The sequence below is a fragment of the Paenibacillus woosongensis genome (assembly GCF_030122845.1).
GTDB lineage: Bacteria > Bacillota > Bacilli > Paenibacillales > Paenibacillaceae > Fontibacillus > Fontibacillus woosongensis_A.
The window spans coordinates 970,900-990,663 of sequence record NZ_CP126084.1 but is presented as its reverse complement, the minus strand read 5'-3'; the positions used below and the strand labels follow the sequence as shown (position 1 = coordinate 990,663).

Here is a 19,764-nt window from a genome sequence, read left to right as displayed (position 1 = left end):
GCCCCCCACCTGGGACGCACCCTGCACACTTCACCCCGGGCGCATCATTCAGCCCCCACCCGGGACGCACCCTGCAGCACTTTACCCGAGCGCATCATGCAACCCCACCCGGGCGCACCCTGCAGCACTACACCCGCACGTGGAGCTAGCCGCTGCCTGCCATCGGGCCCGAGGAACGCTGCCCACAGCGGAGCATCCAGCTCCGATGAGTGCTATTCTGCGGCGGAGCCCCCGGGCCCCTAGAGAGCGCCAGCTTTTAGCACAGCCCTATCTAGCTGTCAAAGTCCCAAGGGTTGTCCTCTTCCTCTTTTTCATGCTTAAGCCAAAAAAACAATCCTGCCAAAAAAGCAGGATCGCTACAACGAATAGAGTTTAGTTTCGCTTGGCTTGATTAAATTAGTTCGTATAGTCCAGCGATCACGCGATCTGCCTGGTGCAAAATACCGGGGCTGCCGATCCCCACCACCTTGCAGCCAGCCGCCTTTCCCGCCTCCACGCCTGCAGCGGCATCCTCAAATACAACGCATTCGAACGGCCTAAGCCCCAGCGCTTCGCTGGCTGCTAGAAACACCTCGGGATCAGGCTTGGCCTGCGACACTTTCGTCCCGTCGATCACGGCGTCGAACAACCCGGCGATACCGAGCCGCGACAATATAAAAGCTGCATTTTGGCTAGCTGAGCCTAATGCAATTTTAACGCCTCTTCCCCTCAGCAATTCCAGGTATTCCCTCACCCCCGGCAATATTTCGGAGGGATCGAGCTTGGAGATGGAGCTCACGTACTCCCTGTTTTTCATCTTTGCCATCTCCAGCCGCTCCACCTCCCGGGCCTCTATGCCTCCGATCTCAAGCAGTATGCGCAGCGACTCCATGCGGCTAACTCCTTTAAGCCGTTCATTGTCTTCTTCCGTAAAATCGAATCCAAGCCGCTTGGCCAGCGCTCGCCAGGCTAAGTAATGATATTTGGCCGTATCGACGATCACGCCGTCCAGATCGAATATCGCGCCTTTCATCGTGTTCAGCACCGTGCTTCTCTCCTTTAAAATTCTACTCTGTATGCTCTCAGCATTTCATAGTTGATCAGCTCAGGGAAGTGGATTCACACGTGAAGCTGACCGTCTCGCCTGGCCCGGCAAATCCGATTTGCTCCCCCCATTGGAATTGCAGGCCGCGAACGTTATCCGCATGCGCCTGGACGGTCACCTTCGATTGAGCAACCTGAACCCGGAAAGATTGATTCCGCAGGCACAGCGGAAATTCCACCCCCTGCCATTTGCTCGGCAAGGACGGTCTGAATCGCACTGCTCCGCCGTCAAAGCGGATTCCCGCAAAGCCAAGCACCGCTGCCATCCAAGCTCCCCCATTTGCCGCCGGGTGCGTGCCGCCAATATACAAATCGCCGACATACTGCTTCGAGTCCCCTGTCAGATCGATCGTAGCCGTCCGCATGAAATAAGGGTAGGCCCAGTCGGGAATCCCGATATCTGCAGCAACCAGGGCATAGATGCAGGAGCTCAGGCTGGAGCCGTGCTCGGTGCGAGGCTCGTAATATTCCCAGTTCGCCCGCTTCGTGTCCCTGTCATACTCCTCCCCGAACAAGTGCAGCAGAAGCACTACGTCAGCCTGCTTCAAAATTTGCGTCGTCGTAGCCAGACCATTTCCCCCGCCTAGATACTCATGCGGATTCAGCATTCTCGATTGCAGTTCGGTAAGAGGCAAATCCTCCAGCGTGTAATATCTGTCGAACTGCTCAATGAGACGGCTGTCTGCAGCCGGCTGCGGAACATACAGGCGATCGTGCATTTCCCGCAGCTGCTCAGGCATGACCGTACTGCCTGACAACAATGCTTCGTACTGCCAGGGCTGCTTCTCCTGCAAATAAGCCATTGCCTCCAGCGCGATAGACAGGCACTTTTTGACCATAGCATTGGTAAAGGCGTTGTTGTGTACCCGTTCATGATATTCGTCAGGACCGGTGACATCGAGAATTTCATAGTGCTGTTTCCCCGGGTTGAAATACGCGTAAGAATAGTAGAATCGCGCACATTCCCAGGCAACCTCGGCTCCCCCCTCGAGCAGAAGGCTTCCGTCGCCGGTAAACAGATAGTACTGCCAAATGCCGTAAGCGACATCCGCGCTGATGTGAACCTGCTTGTCACGGAAGTAAGTCCGCAGCGGGCGGCCGGTAAACACGTCGTTGACATTAAACAGCGTACAGGCATCGTCGCCCGTCTCCTGGCTTTCCCAGGCATAAAACGCGCCCTCGTAGCCGTACTCGGCCGCTTTCCGCCGCGCCCCATCCAGTGTATGCACCCGGTACATCAGCAGATTGCGCGCGATCTCCGGCTGCGTATGCAGATAGAACGGCAGCATGAACATCTCCGTATCCCAGAACACCGCTCCTTTATACACCTGACCCGACAAGCCGCGCGCCGGGATGGACAATTTCTCGGAATGTCCCGGCGAGATGATATGCAGCTGGTACAGACTGTACCGCAAGGCAGCCTGGGCCTCCTCGTCGCCATGAATGACCACGTCCGAGCGCTCCCATTTCCGCTCCCAGTTCTCGGCATGCTCCTTCAGCAGAGCCTCGTATCCGAGTGCGGCGGCCTCCCGGCTGTATTTCAGCGCAGCTTCCCCCGAATCGCCCCCCTCATCCAAACCCGTAAATACGGCCGTGAATTTATGGAACGTGTAAGTTTGCCCCGCCTTACAGCGCAGCCGGATTTCACGAAAGACGAAGTCTGCTCCCACCTTCGTTTCCGTCTTCCACGGCAACGGCAACTCATTCACCTCAGCCGGTATCTCCCCTGTCGCTCCAGCCGCTGCCTCTTCTGCCCTCGAAGCCCCCGCTAACGGTTCTCCAGCACCGGCCCAGGCCCATGCCTCCGCAACGGCGACCGGCACCAGCAGCTCTTGCGTCCGACCGGCAAGCAGCAAGCAGCCTTCCGCATCCGCGCCCGCCAGCCCGGCCAAATGAGGGCCGTTGATATCCCATACATCTCCGTCTATGCCCGTGCGGATCAACAGCTCGCAATCCTCGCTGCACTGCACGGAGACTCGACCCGCGAGCAGATGCAGACGCTTCGCGCTGCAGAACCGCTCCATACTCACCGTAACCCGGCCGCCGCCTGACGAGCCTGGCATGCGGTATACCGTCCGGCGGCGGTGCACCGCATGCCGGATGTCCAGCTCCTGGACATGCTCCAGCGGCTCCCCGGCCAACACATCGAGAAGTTCTCCCTCACAGTAAATCTGGGTGAACATGCCGTTCGGAGCGTTGACCGGCTCTCTCCACTGATCTCCTGCCCGGTCATAGAGGCCAGCGAGCGTCACTGCCGTCAGTTCGGCCCGGCCAAATTCCTCCAGCGTGCCCCTGTAGCCCATATAACCGTTGCCGATCATGAATTTATTCCCGTTCGCCGTTATCCGCCGCCGATCAAAACCATTTTCCTGTACAATCCAGCTCATCCCGGCTCCCCCGCCTTCGCCTGTTCCAACCCGACCTTTACCCCGGCGGCTGCAACGCGATAATCTCTGCCGTAAACGGTGATCTCTACGTCAGGGCCACTGGCAACGCGCAAAGCTGCATATTTCTGGTTGACTTCGACCATCAGTCTGGTTCCCCGGTAGAACACCTGGAACCTGTACCGTTCCCAGCGATCCGGAATACTCGGGTGGAACACCAGCTTATCCCCGTCGGAGCGCATGCCCCCGAAGCCATACACGATGTTCATCCAGGCCGCAGCGATCGAAGTCGTATGCAGCCCTTCCCGCGTATTGCGGTTGTAATTGTCCAGATCAAGCCGGGTCGCGAACTCGAAGAACTTATAAGCCTCCTCTGGACGGCCGATCTCAGCGGCGAGGATGGAATGGATCGACGGCGACAGGGAGGACTCGTGAATACATCTCGGCTCGTAATAATCGTAGTTGGCGCGCTTGGCCGCGCGAGTGAATTCGCTGCTGTACAGGAACATGAACATCAGCACGTCCGGCTGCTTGATCATATCGTAGCGATACAGCCGGTCATACGACCAGTGCGCGTATAACGGGAATTCCGCCACCGGAATCGAATGGATATCCAGATGCGGCATATCGAAAAACCCATCATGCTCCTCATAAATTCCCTTCTCTTGATCTTGGGGAATTTTCATACGATCGGCCTTCTCCCGCCAATCCGCCTGTTCATCTTCCGTCAAAGCCAGGCGCTCCGCCAGCGCAGCAAATGCGCCAAAATCGGCCTTGCGCATTTCACCGAGCACTTTCAGCGTATATTCGAACAGCTTTTTAGCCATCCAGTTAATATAGCAATTGTTGTTGACCATCAGCTGGAACTCGTCGGGCCCCATCACGCCGAAATAGCCGAATTCGCCCGTCTTTTGCCCGTATTGCCCGCGCGTGGCATAGAACCGGCAAATCTGAACCAGCATTTCTGCGCCTTTTTCATATAAAAAGCTCGTATCTCCCGTAATGCTCACATAATGCCGAATCCCATAAGCCACCGCCGTGCCAACGTGAAGCTGCAGGTTGGAATGCTGCCACAAATCGCAGCTCTCCGTTCCATCGATCGTGGCGATCGGATAGAACGCCCCCTCGCAGTCGAGCTCTTTCGCTCTTTCCAGGGCATGGGGCAGAGACCTGTAGCGGAATTCCAGCAAGCTGCGGGCCGCCTTTGGATTGTTAAATATATAGAAAGGCAGGCAATACGACTCCGTATCCCAGAAGGCAAGCCCGCGATAGGCTTCGCCTGTCAGGCCCTTCGCCCCGATGTTAAAGCCCGGATTATCCCCATGGTACGTCTGGTACAGCTGAAAAATACAAAACCGGATACCCTGCTGGTTCTCGGGATCACCGTCAATGACAATGTCGGATGTCTCCCATACTCGGGTCCAATACTCCCGCTGCTGCGCAGCCGCGGTATCATAGTCGAGATCTGCGCAGCGCAGGGCCAGCTCCAGCCCGTCGTTCCATAGTTCCTCGTCCGAGCGGCTTACGTCTTTTTCCGCCAGATTCACCGTCAGCTTGTCCATAACCGTCCTTTGGCCTTGTTCCAAGCTGAGCAGCAGCTCCCGGCCGATAAAGCGCCCGTCGCAACCCGTTGCTCCCGTTGCCGCCACGTTCTCCACCACATCGGTCGCCTCCAGCCGAAACCCGGAGAACAGGCGGTTCTTCGTCTGTACCGTCCGGCCAAGCATGGCGGTATTCCCACTCTGTTCCCCGCTCCGCACCGCTTCCCAGTACGTGCGTCCCTGATCCTCGTGCAGCACGGCAAAATCCAGGCCCGCTATGACCCGGATCGTGCCGGAGAAATTCAGCGGCTCGAAGATAATCCGCTGACAGCCCAGGTTCGATATGCGCATGCTGACAAAACGCTCGAACGTCAATTTAAGCCTTTTGCCGTTAGCCAAATGCCATACCAATTCACGTTTATAGATTCCGCTCCTGAAATCGAGCTCGCGCCGAAAGTCCGAGAACGCGCTCGCCGCCATGTCAAAGGTCTCTCCGTCCGCCATAATCCGCGTATAGAGCCAATCCACCGCGTTGACCATGAAGCGCAGCGACTGGATAATCCCTTTGTAATGCGCCTCCACTTTGCTTTCTTCGAACAGCCCGTTAAAGTAACTCCCAAGCAGCGTATCCCCGCGGTATCCTTCTTCCGGATACCCCCTGACCCCCATATATTCGTTGCCTAGTGAAAAAATCGATTCCGACACCCGGTTCCGCCCCGCATCAAAACCTTCCTCTACGACCTTCCACGGATCTACCGCCAAATATTTGTCCGCGATCTTTGGCATGCTTTCCCCACTCCTTTGTGCTAAATCTGTACGCGCTGCGCCCGATGCCGGGCTTTGCCCTGTATCGGCGTTCATATCCAGATTAGCCAAAGCACCGAATACGCCAAATGTCCAGCTCTAAGAAGCTTATGTGCGTTTTTACGATGTTACCCGAACAGCTCCAGATAGGCCTGCCAGCCGAAATAAAAGCCAAAGACAATGAGCGACAGCCCGGAGAGCACGGAAATGCCCGTTAAGAGACGCGGAGTTAGCAGCCAGCGAAACCCGCTGGACATGGCCGCCATGGTCAAATCCCAAATCACCAGGCCCATTACGACTGCAGAGGTATAAAGGACGAGCTCCTTCGTGCCGTAGGTTTGAGCCGCCTTCGCCAAGATTGAGCCGTAAATCCCCAGCCAGAACATGATCGACAAAGGGTTGGAAATCGACAGGATGAAGCCCGCGCCAAAGGATTTATATAAGGACTCCTGCCTGGCGTTCCGATATTCCGCTACCTCTCTCGCTCCCCTCAGCCCCTCCCAGCCGCTGTACAGGAGCACGAAGCTGCCGAACAGCCACAGAAAGGTTTTTACGAAAGGAACCTGCAGGAAGTGAACCGTACCGAAATAAACAAGACCGATAAATATAAAATCGGCGCATAAAGATCCGAGTCCCAGCACCCAGGAATTCCAAAAGCCGCCGCGAATCCCCCGGTCCATTTGTGCGGCATTGATGGGACCGATCGGCGCGGCCAGCGACAGTCCCAGCAAAATATAACTTACAAACAAGCTCATGCCTCATCCTCTCCTCCCATGGCGCAAATCGTCGCCCGAACTTGTACCATTTTATTCAGGGAGGGAGGATTGTACGACTACCGGGTCAAGTTTTGTTGGAGCGAAAATCGGAGAATGGGCAGCGTGAAGCTGATGGAACCGAATCATCCCCGAGAAAATACTGCTTCCACTCAAAATTATTTTCGTTTCCATAGCTGTTCAAATCGGGATGAATGCCGACTGCATCATATCCCACAATCCGCTCCCTGATTTTATGCTTGATATGGGCTGCAGCTCCGGCGGACGCGTTAAATTCCACCAGCACCCAGCGGGGCGTAATCGCCATAATGAAATAAGGAAAATGCCGGCTTTGCCGCAGGCGATGGGCCGGAGTGGCGCAGTACACAAAATATTGCTCTTGGCCGAAGCAGTATTCCCAGAGCGGATCATGGGGATCTCCAGGGATATGCTCTGGCCAGTCCCGGTCGTCCAGCTCCCTCGCTTTGAGCAGCAGCCTCCAGAAGATTTCCCTGTATTCCTCCACGCTACATCTCTGTACCAGCTCCTGCGGCGTCTTGAAAAAGAGTATCAGCGATGTGTATTTCCCGAAGCTTCGCGATTCCACACCGAAGCTCCCCAGCAGTCCGGCCAGCTCTGCCGCAGCCTCGTCCGTGCGGGGATCGCTGGCGAATCCGTACCTGAATTGCCCCCGTTTAAAGCCGATCGTTGCCGGAATGCAAGGAAATAAATATTCCGTATCGGCGAGCTTCAACGCAAACTGCCGATAAGCATCGTATTTCCAGCCGTCTTCTTTGAGCGACAGCCCGTTCATAAGAGCTTGATCGTAAAGCATAATTCCCCATCCTCCTTTGTAGTACACAGTATTGAAGGAGTCTGAGATGTGTGAATGTCCCGTCCGCATTACTTTTGTATTGACATTCGGGTTATCCAAGCATATAATTCAATAAAACCTAGCGGATAAGTATGATTTAAACAAAGGAGAGATAGCAATGGCTGCTGTACAAACCTTCAAAGCGACTGCACACCTGCAAAACGGCGTACAAGTCAAGACGGCTTCCCGCCAATTCGAACTGATCATCGATGAGCCCAAGAGCCTGGGTGGAACGGATACCGGAATGAATCCGGTCGAGGCGCTGCTGGCCTCGCTTGGCGCATGCCAGGCAATTGTTGCCCGGGTATACGCCCCGAAATTCAATGTTGAGCTCGAGGATTTCCGCGTGGAAGTGGAAGGCGATATCGATTTGGACGGCTTCTTTAATCGGTCGGACGTTCGTCCGGGGTACTCCGATATACGGTATACGTTCTATGTTAAAACCAGCTCCCCTCGTGAAAAAGTGGAAGAGTTCGTACATTTTCTGGAGAGTAAATGTCCGGTAGGCGATACGATCGCCAACCCGGTTAACCTGAAGCTCGATCGCATCGTCATCGAGAACTAGAACTGAAAGAGGTATGGCTTGTCACTGCGGACAAGCTGTACTTTTTTTTTAGCTGAAATAGAGACATCCAATGGATTTCCCATCCATAAATATGATATTTTATCTCTAGGAGCGTGAGAATCATGTTAATAGACACGTTGACTTCGCTAAATGAACACATTCATTTTTTAAGTCTGTTATGGCTGTTTCCTATCATTTTTGTGTTTCATGACTTTGAGGAAATTCTTACGATAGAGCGCTGGGTTACGCAGCATGGAGCGCGCGTTCAAAGCTCGCTGCCCCCGTTTGCCCGCAAGCTGTACCAGGCTTCGTTTCAATTGAACACCTTGCATTTTGCCAAGGACGTTCTGGCCGTATTCATCGTCCTTGTGACCGTTACGGTACTCGCTGTGTTTTACTCCTTCTATCTGCCCTTTATCGCCGCCCTGCATTTATTCTTTCTGCATGTCTTTACCCATGTCTTCCAATCCGTCTACTTCAGGCTGTATACCCCGGGAGTCTTGACCTCTATCGTACTTGTGCTTCCCTACTCGCTCTACGCTTACTACCGGTTGCTTACGGATAACATCGTAGGACCGGGTGATCTGTTATGGGGACTGATTCTTCTGCTCGTCGTCCTGCCGCCTGCGCTCCTCCTGCTGCTCCGAGGCCGCAAACGGTATGCCAACACACAGACCAAGCTTTAAGCAGCTCCCAACACGTGGTGCTTGGCGTCTCATGACGGTAGTCAACCACATCCAACCGAATAAAGATGGGGCTGTCCAATAAGCCCCATAATAAAAAGTGCCCTTGATGTGACCAAATACAAATACGCTTTCTACCTCGACTTTACGCCGAGCATAGACGGCGGATTTCTCTTCATCCTCAAGGGTTCTTTTGGCCTTTGCTTTTAACTCTTCCCATATCATGTTCCAGTGCACCTGGCGATTCCCTTTAGCTTTCGTGCACAAGGGCTTGAGCGGACCATTTTTCATGTGATCTTCCTTCATACGCATAAACGGCGTCCGGATCGATTTTGGAGTAGCTGTTGCTTTCCACACAAACGAATACTTATTGGCATCGGCTTCAATCTTTGTGCCATCCACTTATCTAATGGATTTATAGTAGTTATTTTCTACGGCCAAGAAGGAATTAGCAATTTAAATGGATTTCATGTCGTTAGAAGAAGGAAATTATCAATCATGTAATGGATTCTTGATTATAGATGCGTAAAATCCATCTAATCCCCTCAAGCATTCGTTTTGAGCATAATTAGTTACATGAAATCCATTTAGTGTGCGTCAGCATAGTGTACGTCAGCATAGTGTACGTCAGCATAGTGTGCGTCAGCATAGTGTGCGTCAGCTTAGTGTACGTCAGCATGATGTTTGACAGCTTAGTATCCGACAGCTTTTTTAAGAGGAGATAAAGAATGGGATGCAGGCAAGGGAGAAAATTGATTCCGAAGAAACCGGAAAGCTTTTGGAAAGAAACAGGGCGCCCCTCAGTCATCTATGATCACTTTCGGGACAGCCCCGTCTTTTATCATTGCTCTTCTTTAATCCTCATTATTATCGATTGGAGTTTAACTGCATCATTACACTCCGCTAACATTTGCTTAATTGAACCCTAACAATTGAAGTGTAACGTAGAATAAAATCAGCAAGGGGGACACGCATGTGATCCAACCATATATGCATCAAGAGCCGCTTGTGGAACAGGGCCCGTGCACATTACATATGCCGATCATCGCTTCCATCACCAAGCCTGAACAAATTGAAGCCGCCGTGCAAAGTCAGGTACAGCGGGTCATTCTTATGACGGGAGACATTCTGCAAATGGCAGACATTATGGAACGGCTGCAAAGAACAGATAAGCAGGTATACGTGCATTTGGAAATGGTAGGCGGTTTGGGCCGCGATCATTCTGCGGTTCACTATTTAGCGAAAAAGTTCGGAGCCGATGGCATCGTATCGACGAAGAGCAATGTCATTGCGGCAGCCCGGCAGGCCGGAATTCGTTCGATTCAGCGCATTTTTGCCATTGATACAGCTGCTGTCGATACGGCAATCAAGGTCATAGAGCAAGCGAAGCCGGATGAAGTAGAACTGATGCCAGGATTAATGCCGCGAATTATCCGCGAACTGAAGACCGTGCTTCACCAGCCGTTGATCGTCGGAGGACTGATCCGGCATCAGGCCGAAATAGAGAGCGCTCTGCAGCATGGAGCTGATTATGTCTCCGTTGGAGATATGCGATTTTGGTAAAACAAACAATACAATAATGGTTGTGGACGGGTGGAGACGATGAGATAACCCTGAAGCAGACTGCTTATTACCCTATTAACGGGAGGTGGTATGCTTTTTTTCTGTTATCTTAATCGTCTTTTTATTATGCCTATCCAACGCTTTGCTTGTTGAAGCCGGATACCAGTCTAGTCATTACTCATCTAATCTAGCATCGGCACATATCGAGGTTTTCCGTTAGATTGAGTTTACAAATTATGATCCATAAAAACTATATTCCAGGGTAGGAAAAGGAGAATCCATTTTGAAAAAGATAACTTTAATTTTGTCCGCATTATTTATAATTTTCGGAGGTCTGGCGGGGTGCGCTGCCAAAGACGGTGGCAGCGAGGCGAAATCTGCAAGCAGCCTGTCGGCAAATGAGAAGGTTAAGCTGACTTATTTTAGCTGGGATCCATCTCAAGAGGAAGCGCTCGGGGAGATGATCCAGAAATTCCAAGAGGAAAACCCGAATATTGAAGTGTCGATGCAGAGCTATAAACCTGCCGATTATTGGACAAAGATCAGCGCGATGGCCGCTTCCGGAGAAATGCCGGATGTGTTTGATATGAGTTCTGGCTATATTGACGAGTGGGCATCTAAAGGCCTACTTGCAAATTTACAAACATGGATCGATCGCGATATTAAACAGGACGATTATTTTACAAGCATTTTCGACGCGGTACGTTATCCGGATAAGGAAAAAGGAGACATGTACGCATTTCCTTATGCCTGGGTAACCACTGTACTGTATTACAACAAGGATCTGTTTGATCAGGCCAACTTATCCTATCCAACGGAGGATTGGACATGGGAAGAGTTCCGGAATGCCGCTAAGAAGCTGACCATAGATACGAACGGGGACGGAACGGCGGATCAATGGGGCTTTTGGTTTTTTGGGCGTTATGCGCAAATCGAGCCTTGGCTGTATCAAAATAACGGGGACATTCTAAACCCGGAAAAAAGCCAGTTTGAGATCAACGAAAACGGGAAAGAAACATTGAAATTTTTAACGGACTTGACTACGACGGACAAAGTTTCTCCTGCTCCTAAAGATATGAAAGGTATTAAGCAAGAGGATATTTTCCCAATGGGAAAAGCAGCGATGTGGGTCGACGGCTCCTTTATGATTGATAACAATCGAAAGGTCATTGGCGACAATTTCAAATGGGGTATGACTTCTGTACCGCGAGGCATGATGACTTCCGGGATAAAAGGCTGAACTTTATGCGTAAAAGGAATGTGAGCTGATGATAGTGCTGCTGGGTTTGATTATCTGCCCGATTGTCGCTCTGCTGCTGTATTTCACATGGATCCATACGGCCCCTCTTCACAAAGGAGGGACAGACGCAATGATTATATTAGGATTTAAGTGTGACGATGATCGCATCCATCCGCTGCTGCTTGACCGTTTAGTAACGTCGCTTGAACTACTAAAAACGTATGATTACAAAAAAATAATTTTGACCGGCGGCCCCGTAACATCTGCGCAATCCGAGGCAGTGATTATGAAGGATTACCTGGTACAACACGGTGTCGATCAAGACAAAATTGTACTGGAACAATATGCGAGGGATACGGTTCAAAACATTAGCAACTGCCAAACAATTATGCAGCGATTCAATCTAAAAACATCTACGGTGATCTCCAACTCTTTTCATATTAGACGCACCCAATGGATTGCTAAATTTCTGGGATTTCCGTCTTATTACTATGCAAATCGGAGTATCCGGGCTGTAGTGAAACAAGGGTATCGCACGCTTCATGAACTGAAAGCATACTACGCGACCATAAAAGCAATCAAGAACATGTCTGCCTAAAAATAATACTAGGCGTAAGAAAGGGAAATTTACGTTGAGCGAAATACGATCAATTGTCAGCGACCATCACATTTGAATACTCCAAATGCTCCATCCTCCTCAAATGATAAGAGGGCTGAAGTTTACTTCCCCTCTACCTATTTTCCGGCCCATTCTGTGTTCTGCGTTATTCGTTTTTTCGTTCTACGTTATTCGTTTTTTCGTTCTACGTTTTTCTTTCTGCGTCCTTCGTTCCGCTTTCTACGTTCTACGTTTTTTTCTACGTCTTCATCTACATCTACATCTTCATCTTCGTTCTTCTGTAATTAACTTTCAGTTTACATTCAGTTTACATTAAGTGAGAAATCAGGAACGGCTGCTAGGCTTATTTTAAGCACCGCGAGTATGGACTGGCTATGAATGATATAGCAAATTCTTCAAGAAAAGAGGTGTACAAGCATTCATGAGCACGAAACTCAACTTTCGGCACGAACTCAAATTTTTAGTTAACCGGCAGCAGTATTTCCTAATGCGGCAGCGTCTGGTCAACCTGATGGATCATGATCAGCACACAGGCTCTAACGGGGAGTACCATATCCGCAGTCTCTATTTCGATGATATGGATAACACAGCTCTGCATGAGAAGCTGGGAGGAATCCGCCAGCGCTGCAAATACCGCATCCGCATCTACAATATGCAGGACGACGTGATCCACTTTGAGAAAAAAATCAAGCTGAACGATTACATCGCCAAGGTGAAAGAGCCAATTACCCGCGGTATGTACCATTCCATTCTTAACGGCGACTTCCAAGTCCTTCACGTACCGGAGAAGCCACTTCTAATGGAGCTCTACCAGCAGATGAACCATCGGCTGCTCAGACCGAAGGTTATCGTAGATTACGTGCGCGAGCCGTTCGTATTTGCAAATGGCAACGTCCGGATTACGTTTGACAAGGATTTAAGAACCGGGCTGCATGCGGTCGATATTTTCGATCACCAATTGCAGTCGGTATCCGCGATCGACGATAAGCTCATCATTCTGGAGGTCAAATACGATGAGTTCATCCCCGAGACAATCCGGGCCGCTATACAGCTTGAAGGGCTTAGCCGCCAATCTGCATCGAAATACGTCATCTGCTGCAAATATCTTAAAGAAAACTCATGGGAGGATTATTAATCACTATGGAAACGACCACAAATGCATCATCCACCACCTTTAGCGACATGATCAAGAAGTCGGTACTAAACAACTTTACATCCGATATCAGCCTGTCCAAAATTCTTATCACACTGGGCATCGCATTTATCATTGGCTTATTTATTTTTATTCTGTACAAAAGGGTATTCAGCGGCGTGCTGTACTCGAAAAGCTTCAACGTCTCCTTGATCGGCATGACCTTGGTAACAGCGATGGTCATCATCGCCATTAATTCCAACCTGATCCTGTCCCTCGGTATGGTCGGCGCTCTATCGATCGTCCGCTTCAGAACGCCAATCAAAGATCCTACCGATTTGATCTTCCTGTTCTGGGCTGCTGCCGCAGGCATCGTCACTGGAGCGGGCTTCTACACTCTGGCGGCCATCGGCTCCGTCATTATCGGGCTGGTACTGTTTCTGTTCATTAAGAACTCCACATTGGAGACGCCTTATCTGCTTGTCATCAACTGCAGCGGCGATGAAAGCGAGCAGGCGATTCACCGGGCCATTTCTGGACTCGTCAAACGTTATAATGTGAAGCAAAAAACCGTATCTCCCGGCAACATCGAGATAACGCTGGAGGTTCGCCTCCGCGACAGCGAAGGCGTGTTCGTCAACCGGATCTCCGAGCTGGACGGAGTGAGAAATGCGGTGCTGATCAGCTACAACGGGGATTATGTATCATGACCTTTAGGCTGAAGAGCGCTCTAAAGGGCCTGCCCCTTGGACTGATGTGCTTGGGGCTCGCCGCGTGCTCCGCTGCCCATGCGCCGGCCTCCTTGTCTTCCAGCAATCATGGCACGGCTGCCGCCAGCGCTTATAACCCTGCCTCCGGATCGGCTGCAAGCCAATTTCTCGACGAAATTGTTTTCCCCAAAGATAAAGTCGTCGACGTCAAAATTACGATTGATCCGGATGATTTTCAGGACATGCTGGACAATGCCAGCGCCGAGGAATATAAACCAGCCTCCGTGAATTACAACGGACAGCAGATCGACAATATCGGCATCCGCACGAAAGGCAACTTAACTCTGCGCAGCGTGGTGCAAATGAGCGATTCGGACAGGTACAGCTTCAAATTGTCTTTTAACGAATACGTCAATCAAACCTTGGGCGGACTGGAAAAAATCAATCTGAACAACAATTACAGCGATGCCTCTTATATGCGGGAATATCTCGCTTACGAGCTGGCGGAAACGATGGGGCTGCCGACGCCGAAATATTCATTCGTCAACATTTATATTAACGGCGAGCTATGGGGCTTCTACCTGGCCGTCGAGCAGATCGGGACCGCGTACTTGGAGCGCCATTTCGATCATGCTTATGGGGCCTTGTATAAAGGCGTAATGACAGGGAGCGGCAGCGATTTGATGTGGCTGGGCGATGATCCCGATTTATACACCGGTTTAGAATTGAAGTCCAAGTCCCATAATGGCAATGTGCTGACCGATATGCTGGACGAGCTCAATCATGGCACCGATTATGAAAGTGTGATCTTTGTCGAGGAGGCCTTGAAGTATATCGCCTTGAACGTGGTCACGAACAATACCGACAGCTACATCGGCGGAAATAAGCAGAATTACTATTTGTACGAGGAAGACGGCGTATTCTCGATTCTGCCTTGGGACTATAACATGGCCTTCGGCGGTATGGGCGGCGGCATGGGCATGGGACGCGGCGGTATGGCTGGAGGCCGTGGAGATACAGACGATGGCCGTGAAGGCTTGGCTGGAGGCGGCGGAGACACGGGTGAAGACCGTGGAGGCACGGCTGGAGCCTTCGCTGGGGGCATTGAACAGGGCAGCCAGTGGCGCAACCCTTCAGCGGAGAACGCTGCGGCCGATGCAAGTACTGATGTGAGCGATAGAACAGATGGCATTACGGGCAATGATGTAAACAACAAAACAGGCAACAGCACTGACAATAACCAAGACAAAAATACAGGCGAAAACCCCGCTGCTCCGCTGCGATTGCCAACCGGCGAGGCCGGAGAACCGTCTGCTATCAACGGGAATCCAGCGGCAAATGCATTGCCCGGACAATCCGGCACCGCGCTGCTGATCGACGAACCTACACAGGGGGCATTGGCCGAGCGGCCTCTCGTCGCCAAGCTTCTTGCTGTGGATGCTTATAAAGAGATGTACCACAACATTATAAAAGAGGCGATCGAAGGTTATTTGTCGGAAGACAGCTTCTCCGCTCGCGTGGAACAATTGAAGCAAATGATCTCCGAATACGTTGAGCGGGACCCGACTGCATTCTACACGTATGAGGAATATGAGCAAGGCGTGACGGAGTTATTAGCGACCAATGCGAAGCAGGTCGACAGCATTGCCCAGCAGCTCGCCGGAACGATCCCTTCCTCTGGGGACGGATCGGGCAACGGCGGCATGGGTGGCGGCATGGGCGGCAGATTCGGAGCTGGCGCAGTTCCTGGCATCCGCAATCATGTCGATGCTCCCGCTTCCGCAGGAGAACAAGGCGCTAACCCAGTACAGTCAGAGCAGGGTGCAGCAGCTCAGCAAGACGTTAGCCCAACACAATCGGAGCAGGAAGCACCGGCTCAACAAGGCTCAGACCCGCCCTTCGGCAATCCAGGAGCTGCTCCGGATGGGCAAGCGCCCCTGGAGAGGGACCAAGGCGGAAGGCGCGCCCAGGACGGCATGGGTCTTACTCCCCCTGAAGGCTTTGGCAATCGGGGCGAATTTTGGGGGGCTGACCAGCAAGGCCGCCAACAGCAGGACAATACGACAGAGGCCATCACGGCTGGGATATCGCTAACGGTCCTGCTCGCCGCCTGTGCATTCGTATTGTATTTCCGGCGAAAACGGCTATAGCATATTAGTAACTTCGCTCAACTCCATAGCTCCCATACAACAGAATGCCCCGGCATCATAAGATGCCCGGGGCATTCCTCTATTTTAATTTTCTATTAATAATTGCCTGCTTATTTAAGCTGCCTCCGCACCTTCCTGCGAAGCTTCTTCCGGTAAGGGCTCCTCCTCTGTCAATGAAGAATTCTCTGCCCCTGGCGCAAGATACATTACATTCGCAGACCTTGCAGCTGCCGGAGCCCCCGCTGTAATTTGTCCGTTTCCGCTATACGTCCACGTTCCCGCTGCAAAGAAATAGTTATTCATATTGTTGCTGTCCCAGCTGCCTTTGCCATCCGTGAAGCAGGCCTCAAGGCGGGATGCGGTTCCAATATCTACGGTGTATTTGCTATAGCCCGCCACCTCGGAGGCTTCCATCGCTAAGCCCGGAACTGCCGTCCAAGTTCCTCCTTCAGGGCGATAATGAATATACGGCGCGGTGAAGCCATGTTTATAGTAGATCGTGACCTTGTTTCCCCCCGTTCCCGGATTACCCGTCCCGTCCGGATTTGAGTCATGCCACTGCTGACCGTCATACCAGCCGTCTGAAGTGCGGATGAATCCCGGCTGGTTCTGGCCCGGGTTCTGTTTGCCCGAACTATCTTTGAAAATGACTGTTGCGCTATCCACGCCTGCGATTCTATAGGAATACCAATCACCCGAAACCCTTGTCATTGCCGGGGATGTAGCCCATGTCGGCTCGCTTGCCTTAGGCGACGTGTTATAGTAGTACAGGGAAGGCGCGCCCCAATCCGCCGGCTTCTTGAAATAAACCGTCAGTCCGGCGTCGGGATTTTTCTTCGTAAAGCTGTATTCCTGTACGGAAGACCCTTCCCCGTTCACGGCATACAGCCGCAATTTGACGGATTCGTCGAACTCCATACCGTTCCCGATTGTAATTACCGTACCATCTGTATATGGAATGCCCTGTGAAGGGTTACTGCCATCCAGCGTATATTTTCCGGACTCCGCTTTTTTGACATGGAGCGTAACCGTTAAGCTATCTGTTTTGAAGCTTCCTCCCGCAGGCGATGCGGACACCGCAGGCAGACCCGACTCCGCCGCCTGCTCAATCAGAATCAGGCCGCCTGCATGTGCAGTAAATGTAGCGAACCCGCCGGATACGACGGCTTCATTCCCCGTGTAGACATCCCGCACCGTGCTGCCGTCGGCGAACGCCGACGATACATTTACCTTCGTCGTTCCTGAAGCGCCCATCACGACAACGACTTGATCCTCGATGCCGTTCTTCGAATACGATCGTTTGAACGTATAGGGAGCATCTGCGATTTTGGCATGGCTGCCAGCTCCGATCGCAAGGTGGCGGTTTCGGAATTGCCCGACCTTCTGCCAATGCGACAGGACGTCCTGATTCAGGCTGTTCCAATTCATGGAGGAACGGGTTCCTTGCTGCGGGTCCGAACCGGTATCGCCAAACGCTCTGGCCGCCTCATCCCCGTAGAACGTTTGGACTCCGCCCGGCAGCAGCAGCAGAGCGCTGCCCGCCTGAATCAGCCTGCTGCGGTCATATAAACGGGTATCATGCGATGAAATGTAGCTCAGCACATTGAAATTCGGGTCGCTGTTGATCTTGGAGGCATATTCGGCATAAGTGCCCTCCAAGGCGCTCAGATTGCTGTCCTGGAAGCTGAAATTAATGACTGAATCGAAGCCGTAGCTAAAGTATTCACTTTTGCCGACGCCATGCCCCCATACCTCTCCAGTCATCCAGAAGCTGTCCTTCCAATCCGCTCCCGGCTTGTCCGGGTTGTTCAGCCTCCATCTCTGCAGCGCTGCGCTGCTCTCGTTCTTCAATTGCTGCCAGCGGCTGAGCTCCACATGCTTGGCCGTATCCGCCCGGAAGCCGTCAATCCCAAACTCCTCCACCCAGGCGGCAAGCATTTTCACGATATGATCGGCTGGTGCTATACCAAGATCCTTTCGCAAACCTGAGGCCGCCGGCACAATCCAAGCATCATGCCCGGTTGTTTCCTTGGCCCATTTCGTCCTCAAAATAGGAGCAAGCCCTACGCTGCTATTCACATTTGTTCGGAAATCAGGCAGGTTCCCTACGCACTGGGTTAAATCGCTGCCGCCGCAATTCTCATACCCTGCGATGCCGGCCCGGACCCAGCTGCCCCACCAGCCCGCCCAAGCGGAAGCGTTATTATAATCGATCTGATCATGAAAGCTATGCCAGGTTTGGCCGCTGCCTGGCGTCCAGCCGGCACCGATGCCGTTTCTTGCCCCGAAGCCGTATTCCTCCATATCCTTCAGAGTAGAATAACCAGGATGATTCAGAACGACGTCCAATACGACGCGAATGCCCTGCGAATGCGCCAAATCCACAAACTCCCGCATATCGCTGACCGTCCCCATATTGCGATCCATCATCGTATAATCAAGCGCATAGTAACCATGGTAGCCGTAATGGGCAAAATCCCCGCCGTTGCCTCCCCCGACCCATCCGTGCATTTGCTCATAAGGTGCAGAAATCCAAAGCACATTCGTGCCTAAATCGGTAAAATAGCCCTCCTGGAGCTTTTGGGTCAAGCCCTTCAAATCCCCTCCGTGAAACGTGCCGATATTTTTCCCGGTAGCGTCCCGCTGCGGACGTCCATAGGAATTATTATTGCTTGAATCCCCATCCAGGAACCGATCCGTCAGTACAAAGTAAACGTTTGCATTATCCCAGCTAAAACTCCCGCTCTGCAGCTCTGCAGCATCTGCCTTCGCGGCGGCGCTTGCAGCAGCCAGCGGCACGATCGATTCATTGGCAGCTTGGAGCTGCGGCAGCTCCGGGACATATTCGGCCTTTACCGCCGCTAAAGGATTCATAAAAAGCGAAGTTGCCACAAAAATAATGCTCAACCATAAGGCAATAAACTTTCGGGCTTGTCTATACACGACTTCTCCTCCTAATCTCATAAACTAAACTTTCAGCACCAGCCTGCAGTAGTTTCTTTCACCTTCTTTTCGTGCAAATGTTTGCACAAAAGACAAAACTTCCCCATTTCAACTCTGACAACCATTACTCTCGATCAGTGCAAACGTTTGTATTTTGCGCCAAAAAGCATTACCTCCTTTTGCCTAACATCAACTCCATTACAATCTTCATGATGTAAGTGCTTTCAATAAAAACAATGCTAGTTTTACTTGTTTTTGGTAGTTGTTGTGTTGGATTTTACCAGATCAGCTGCCTGTTTAACAACCCTTTTTAACAAAAAAATGAATATTTCAAAAATATCATTATAGGGCTACCCCAAATTCAAGCTAAAAAGAGTGTCATCATGTTTAAAATCGACGGAGGTGGTTAATAGTAGACAGACAAGCTAATCCAAACATAGAGGTGATAAGAATGGGTTTCTTATGGTCATTAATTATCGGTGGTGTGATTGGCTGGCTCGCAGGATTGATTATGGGGAGGGATGTCCCCGGGGGTGTGATCGGCAACATTATTGCCGGGTTTATCGGAGCATGGCTCGGCAGCCTGATTCTTGGCAACTGGGGGCCGGTGATTGGCAACTTCTACTTTGTCCCGGCGTTGACTGGAGCGATCCTCCTTGTTTTCATCGTCAGTCTGATTATGGGCTCCATGCAGCGGAATCGCTAGTGAAGCAGTTCTAAA

Annotated in this window: 15 protein-coding genes and 1 pseudogene; 9 read left to right on the top strand and 7 right to left on the bottom strand. The window is 51.7% G+C overall.

Annotation, left to right across the window (positions count from 1 at the left end; all coding sequences use genetic code 11):
- Positions 1–391: 391 nt before the first annotated feature.
- From pgmB to QNH46_RS04330, 5 genes are all read right to left on the bottom strand, one after another.
- The gene (pgmB, locus tag QNH46_RS04350) at positions 392–1,024 is read right to left on the bottom strand and encodes a beta-phosphoglucomutase (protein WP_283927078.1); all 633 of its coding nucleotides are present in this window, start codon (positions 1,022–1,024) and stop codon (positions 392–394) included.
- Positions 1,025–1,079: 55 nt separating this feature from the next.
- Positions 1,080–3,470, bottom strand: coding sequence for a glycosyl hydrolase family 65 domain-containing protein (locus QNH46_RS04345; RefSeq protein ID WP_283927077.1), 2,391 nt, complete (start codon positions 3,468–3,470; stop codon positions 1,080–1,082).
- The gene (locus QNH46_RS04340) at positions 3,467–5,794 is read right to left on the bottom strand and encodes a glycoside hydrolase family 65 protein (protein WP_283927076.1); all 2,328 of its coding nucleotides are present in this window, start codon (positions 5,792–5,794) and stop codon (positions 3,467–3,469) included. The genes QNH46_RS04345 and QNH46_RS04340 overlap by 4 nt, the downstream gene beginning before the upstream one ends.
- Positions 5,795–5,940: 146 nt before the next feature.
- Complete coding sequence (locus QNH46_RS04335; RefSeq protein WP_283927075.1) at positions 5,941–6,567, bottom strand: LysE family transporter; 627 nt, start codon at positions 6,565–6,567, stop codon at positions 5,941–5,943.
- A gap of 85 nt (positions 6,568–6,652) precedes the next feature.
- Complete coding sequence (locus tag QNH46_RS04330; protein ID WP_283927074.1) at positions 6,653–7,399, bottom strand: YqcI/YcgG family protein; 747 nt, start codon at positions 7,397–7,399, stop codon at positions 6,653–6,655.
- Positions 7,400–7,556: 157 nt separating this feature from the next.
- On the opposite strand from QNH46_RS04330, the gene QNH46_RS04325 reads away from it, so the two are divergent.
- Both QNH46_RS04325 and QNH46_RS04320 read left to right on the top strand, forming a co-directional pair.
- A complete protein-coding gene (locus tag QNH46_RS04325; protein ID WP_155609942.1) occupies positions 7,557–8,003 on the top strand; it encodes an OsmC family protein in 447 nt (148 codons plus the stop codon).
- Positions 8,004–8,125: 122 nt separating this feature from the next.
- Positions 8,126–8,689, top strand: coding sequence for an HXXEE domain-containing protein (locus tag QNH46_RS04320; RefSeq protein WP_283927073.1), 564 nt, complete (start codon positions 8,126–8,128; stop codon positions 8,687–8,689).
- 102 nt (positions 8,690–8,791) lie between these two features.
- On the opposite strand, the pseudogene QNH46_RS04315 reads toward QNH46_RS04320, so the two are convergent.
- Positions 8,792–9,038: pseudogene (locus tag QNH46_RS04315) on the bottom strand (transposase); the annotation flags it as partial.
- A 623-nt stretch (positions 9,039–9,661) separates the two neighbouring features.
- Between QNH46_RS04315 and QNH46_RS04310 the strand changes: the two are divergent.
- From QNH46_RS04310 to QNH46_RS04285, 6 genes are all read left to right on the top strand, one after another.
- Positions 9,662–10,249 (top strand): glycerol-3-phosphate responsive antiterminator, encoded by a 588-nt coding sequence (locus QNH46_RS04310; RefSeq protein ID WP_283927072.1) that lies wholly within the window; start codon positions 9,662–9,664, stop codon positions 10,247–10,249.
- Positions 10,250–10,532: 283 nt separating this feature from the next.
- The gene (locus QNH46_RS04305) at positions 10,533–11,489 is read left to right on the top strand and encodes an ABC transporter substrate-binding protein (protein WP_283927071.1); all 957 of its coding nucleotides are present in this window, start codon (positions 10,533–10,535) and stop codon (positions 11,487–11,489) included.
- Between the two features lie 28 nt (positions 11,490–11,517).
- Positions 11,518–12,087, top strand: a complete 570-nt coding sequence (locus QNH46_RS04300; protein WP_283927070.1) for a YdcF family protein — start codon at positions 11,518–11,520, stop codon at positions 12,085–12,087.
- Positions 12,088–12,529: 442 nt separating this feature from the next.
- On the top strand, positions 12,530–13,243 hold the full coding sequence (locus QNH46_RS04295) for a polyphosphate polymerase domain-containing protein (RefSeq protein WP_283927069.1): 714 nt from the start codon (positions 12,530–12,532) through the stop codon (positions 13,241–13,243).
- Between the two features lie 5 nt (positions 13,244–13,248).
- Positions 13,249–13,950, top strand: a complete 702-nt coding sequence (locus QNH46_RS04290) for a DUF4956 domain-containing protein (protein WP_283927068.1) — start codon at positions 13,249–13,251, stop codon at positions 13,948–13,950.
- Positions 13,947–16,100: a CotH kinase family protein gene (locus QNH46_RS04285; RefSeq protein ID WP_283927067.1), complete on the top strand. Its 2,154-nt coding sequence runs from the start codon at positions 13,947–13,949 to the stop codon at positions 16,098–16,100. The genes QNH46_RS04290 and QNH46_RS04285 overlap by 4 nt, the downstream gene beginning before the upstream one ends.
- A 114-nt stretch (positions 16,101–16,214) precedes the next feature.
- Here the strand turns inward: QNH46_RS04285 and QNH46_RS04280 are convergent, their stop codons facing one another.
- Positions 16,215–19,043: an alpha-amylase family glycosyl hydrolase gene (locus QNH46_RS04280; RefSeq protein ID WP_283927066.1), complete on the bottom strand. Its 2,829-nt coding sequence runs from the start codon at positions 19,041–19,043 to the stop codon at positions 16,215–16,217.
- Positions 19,044–19,494: 451 nt separating this feature from the next.
- Here QNH46_RS04280 and QNH46_RS04275 point away from each other — a divergent pair, with 451 nt between their 5' ends.
- Positions 19,495–19,749 carry a GlsB/YeaQ/YmgE family stress response membrane protein gene (locus tag QNH46_RS04275; RefSeq protein ID WP_283927065.1) on the top strand — a complete coding sequence of 85 codons (255 nt, stop codon included), beginning with the start codon at positions 19,495–19,497 and terminating at the stop codon, positions 19,747–19,749.
- Positions 19,750–19,764: the final 15 nt, after the last annotated feature.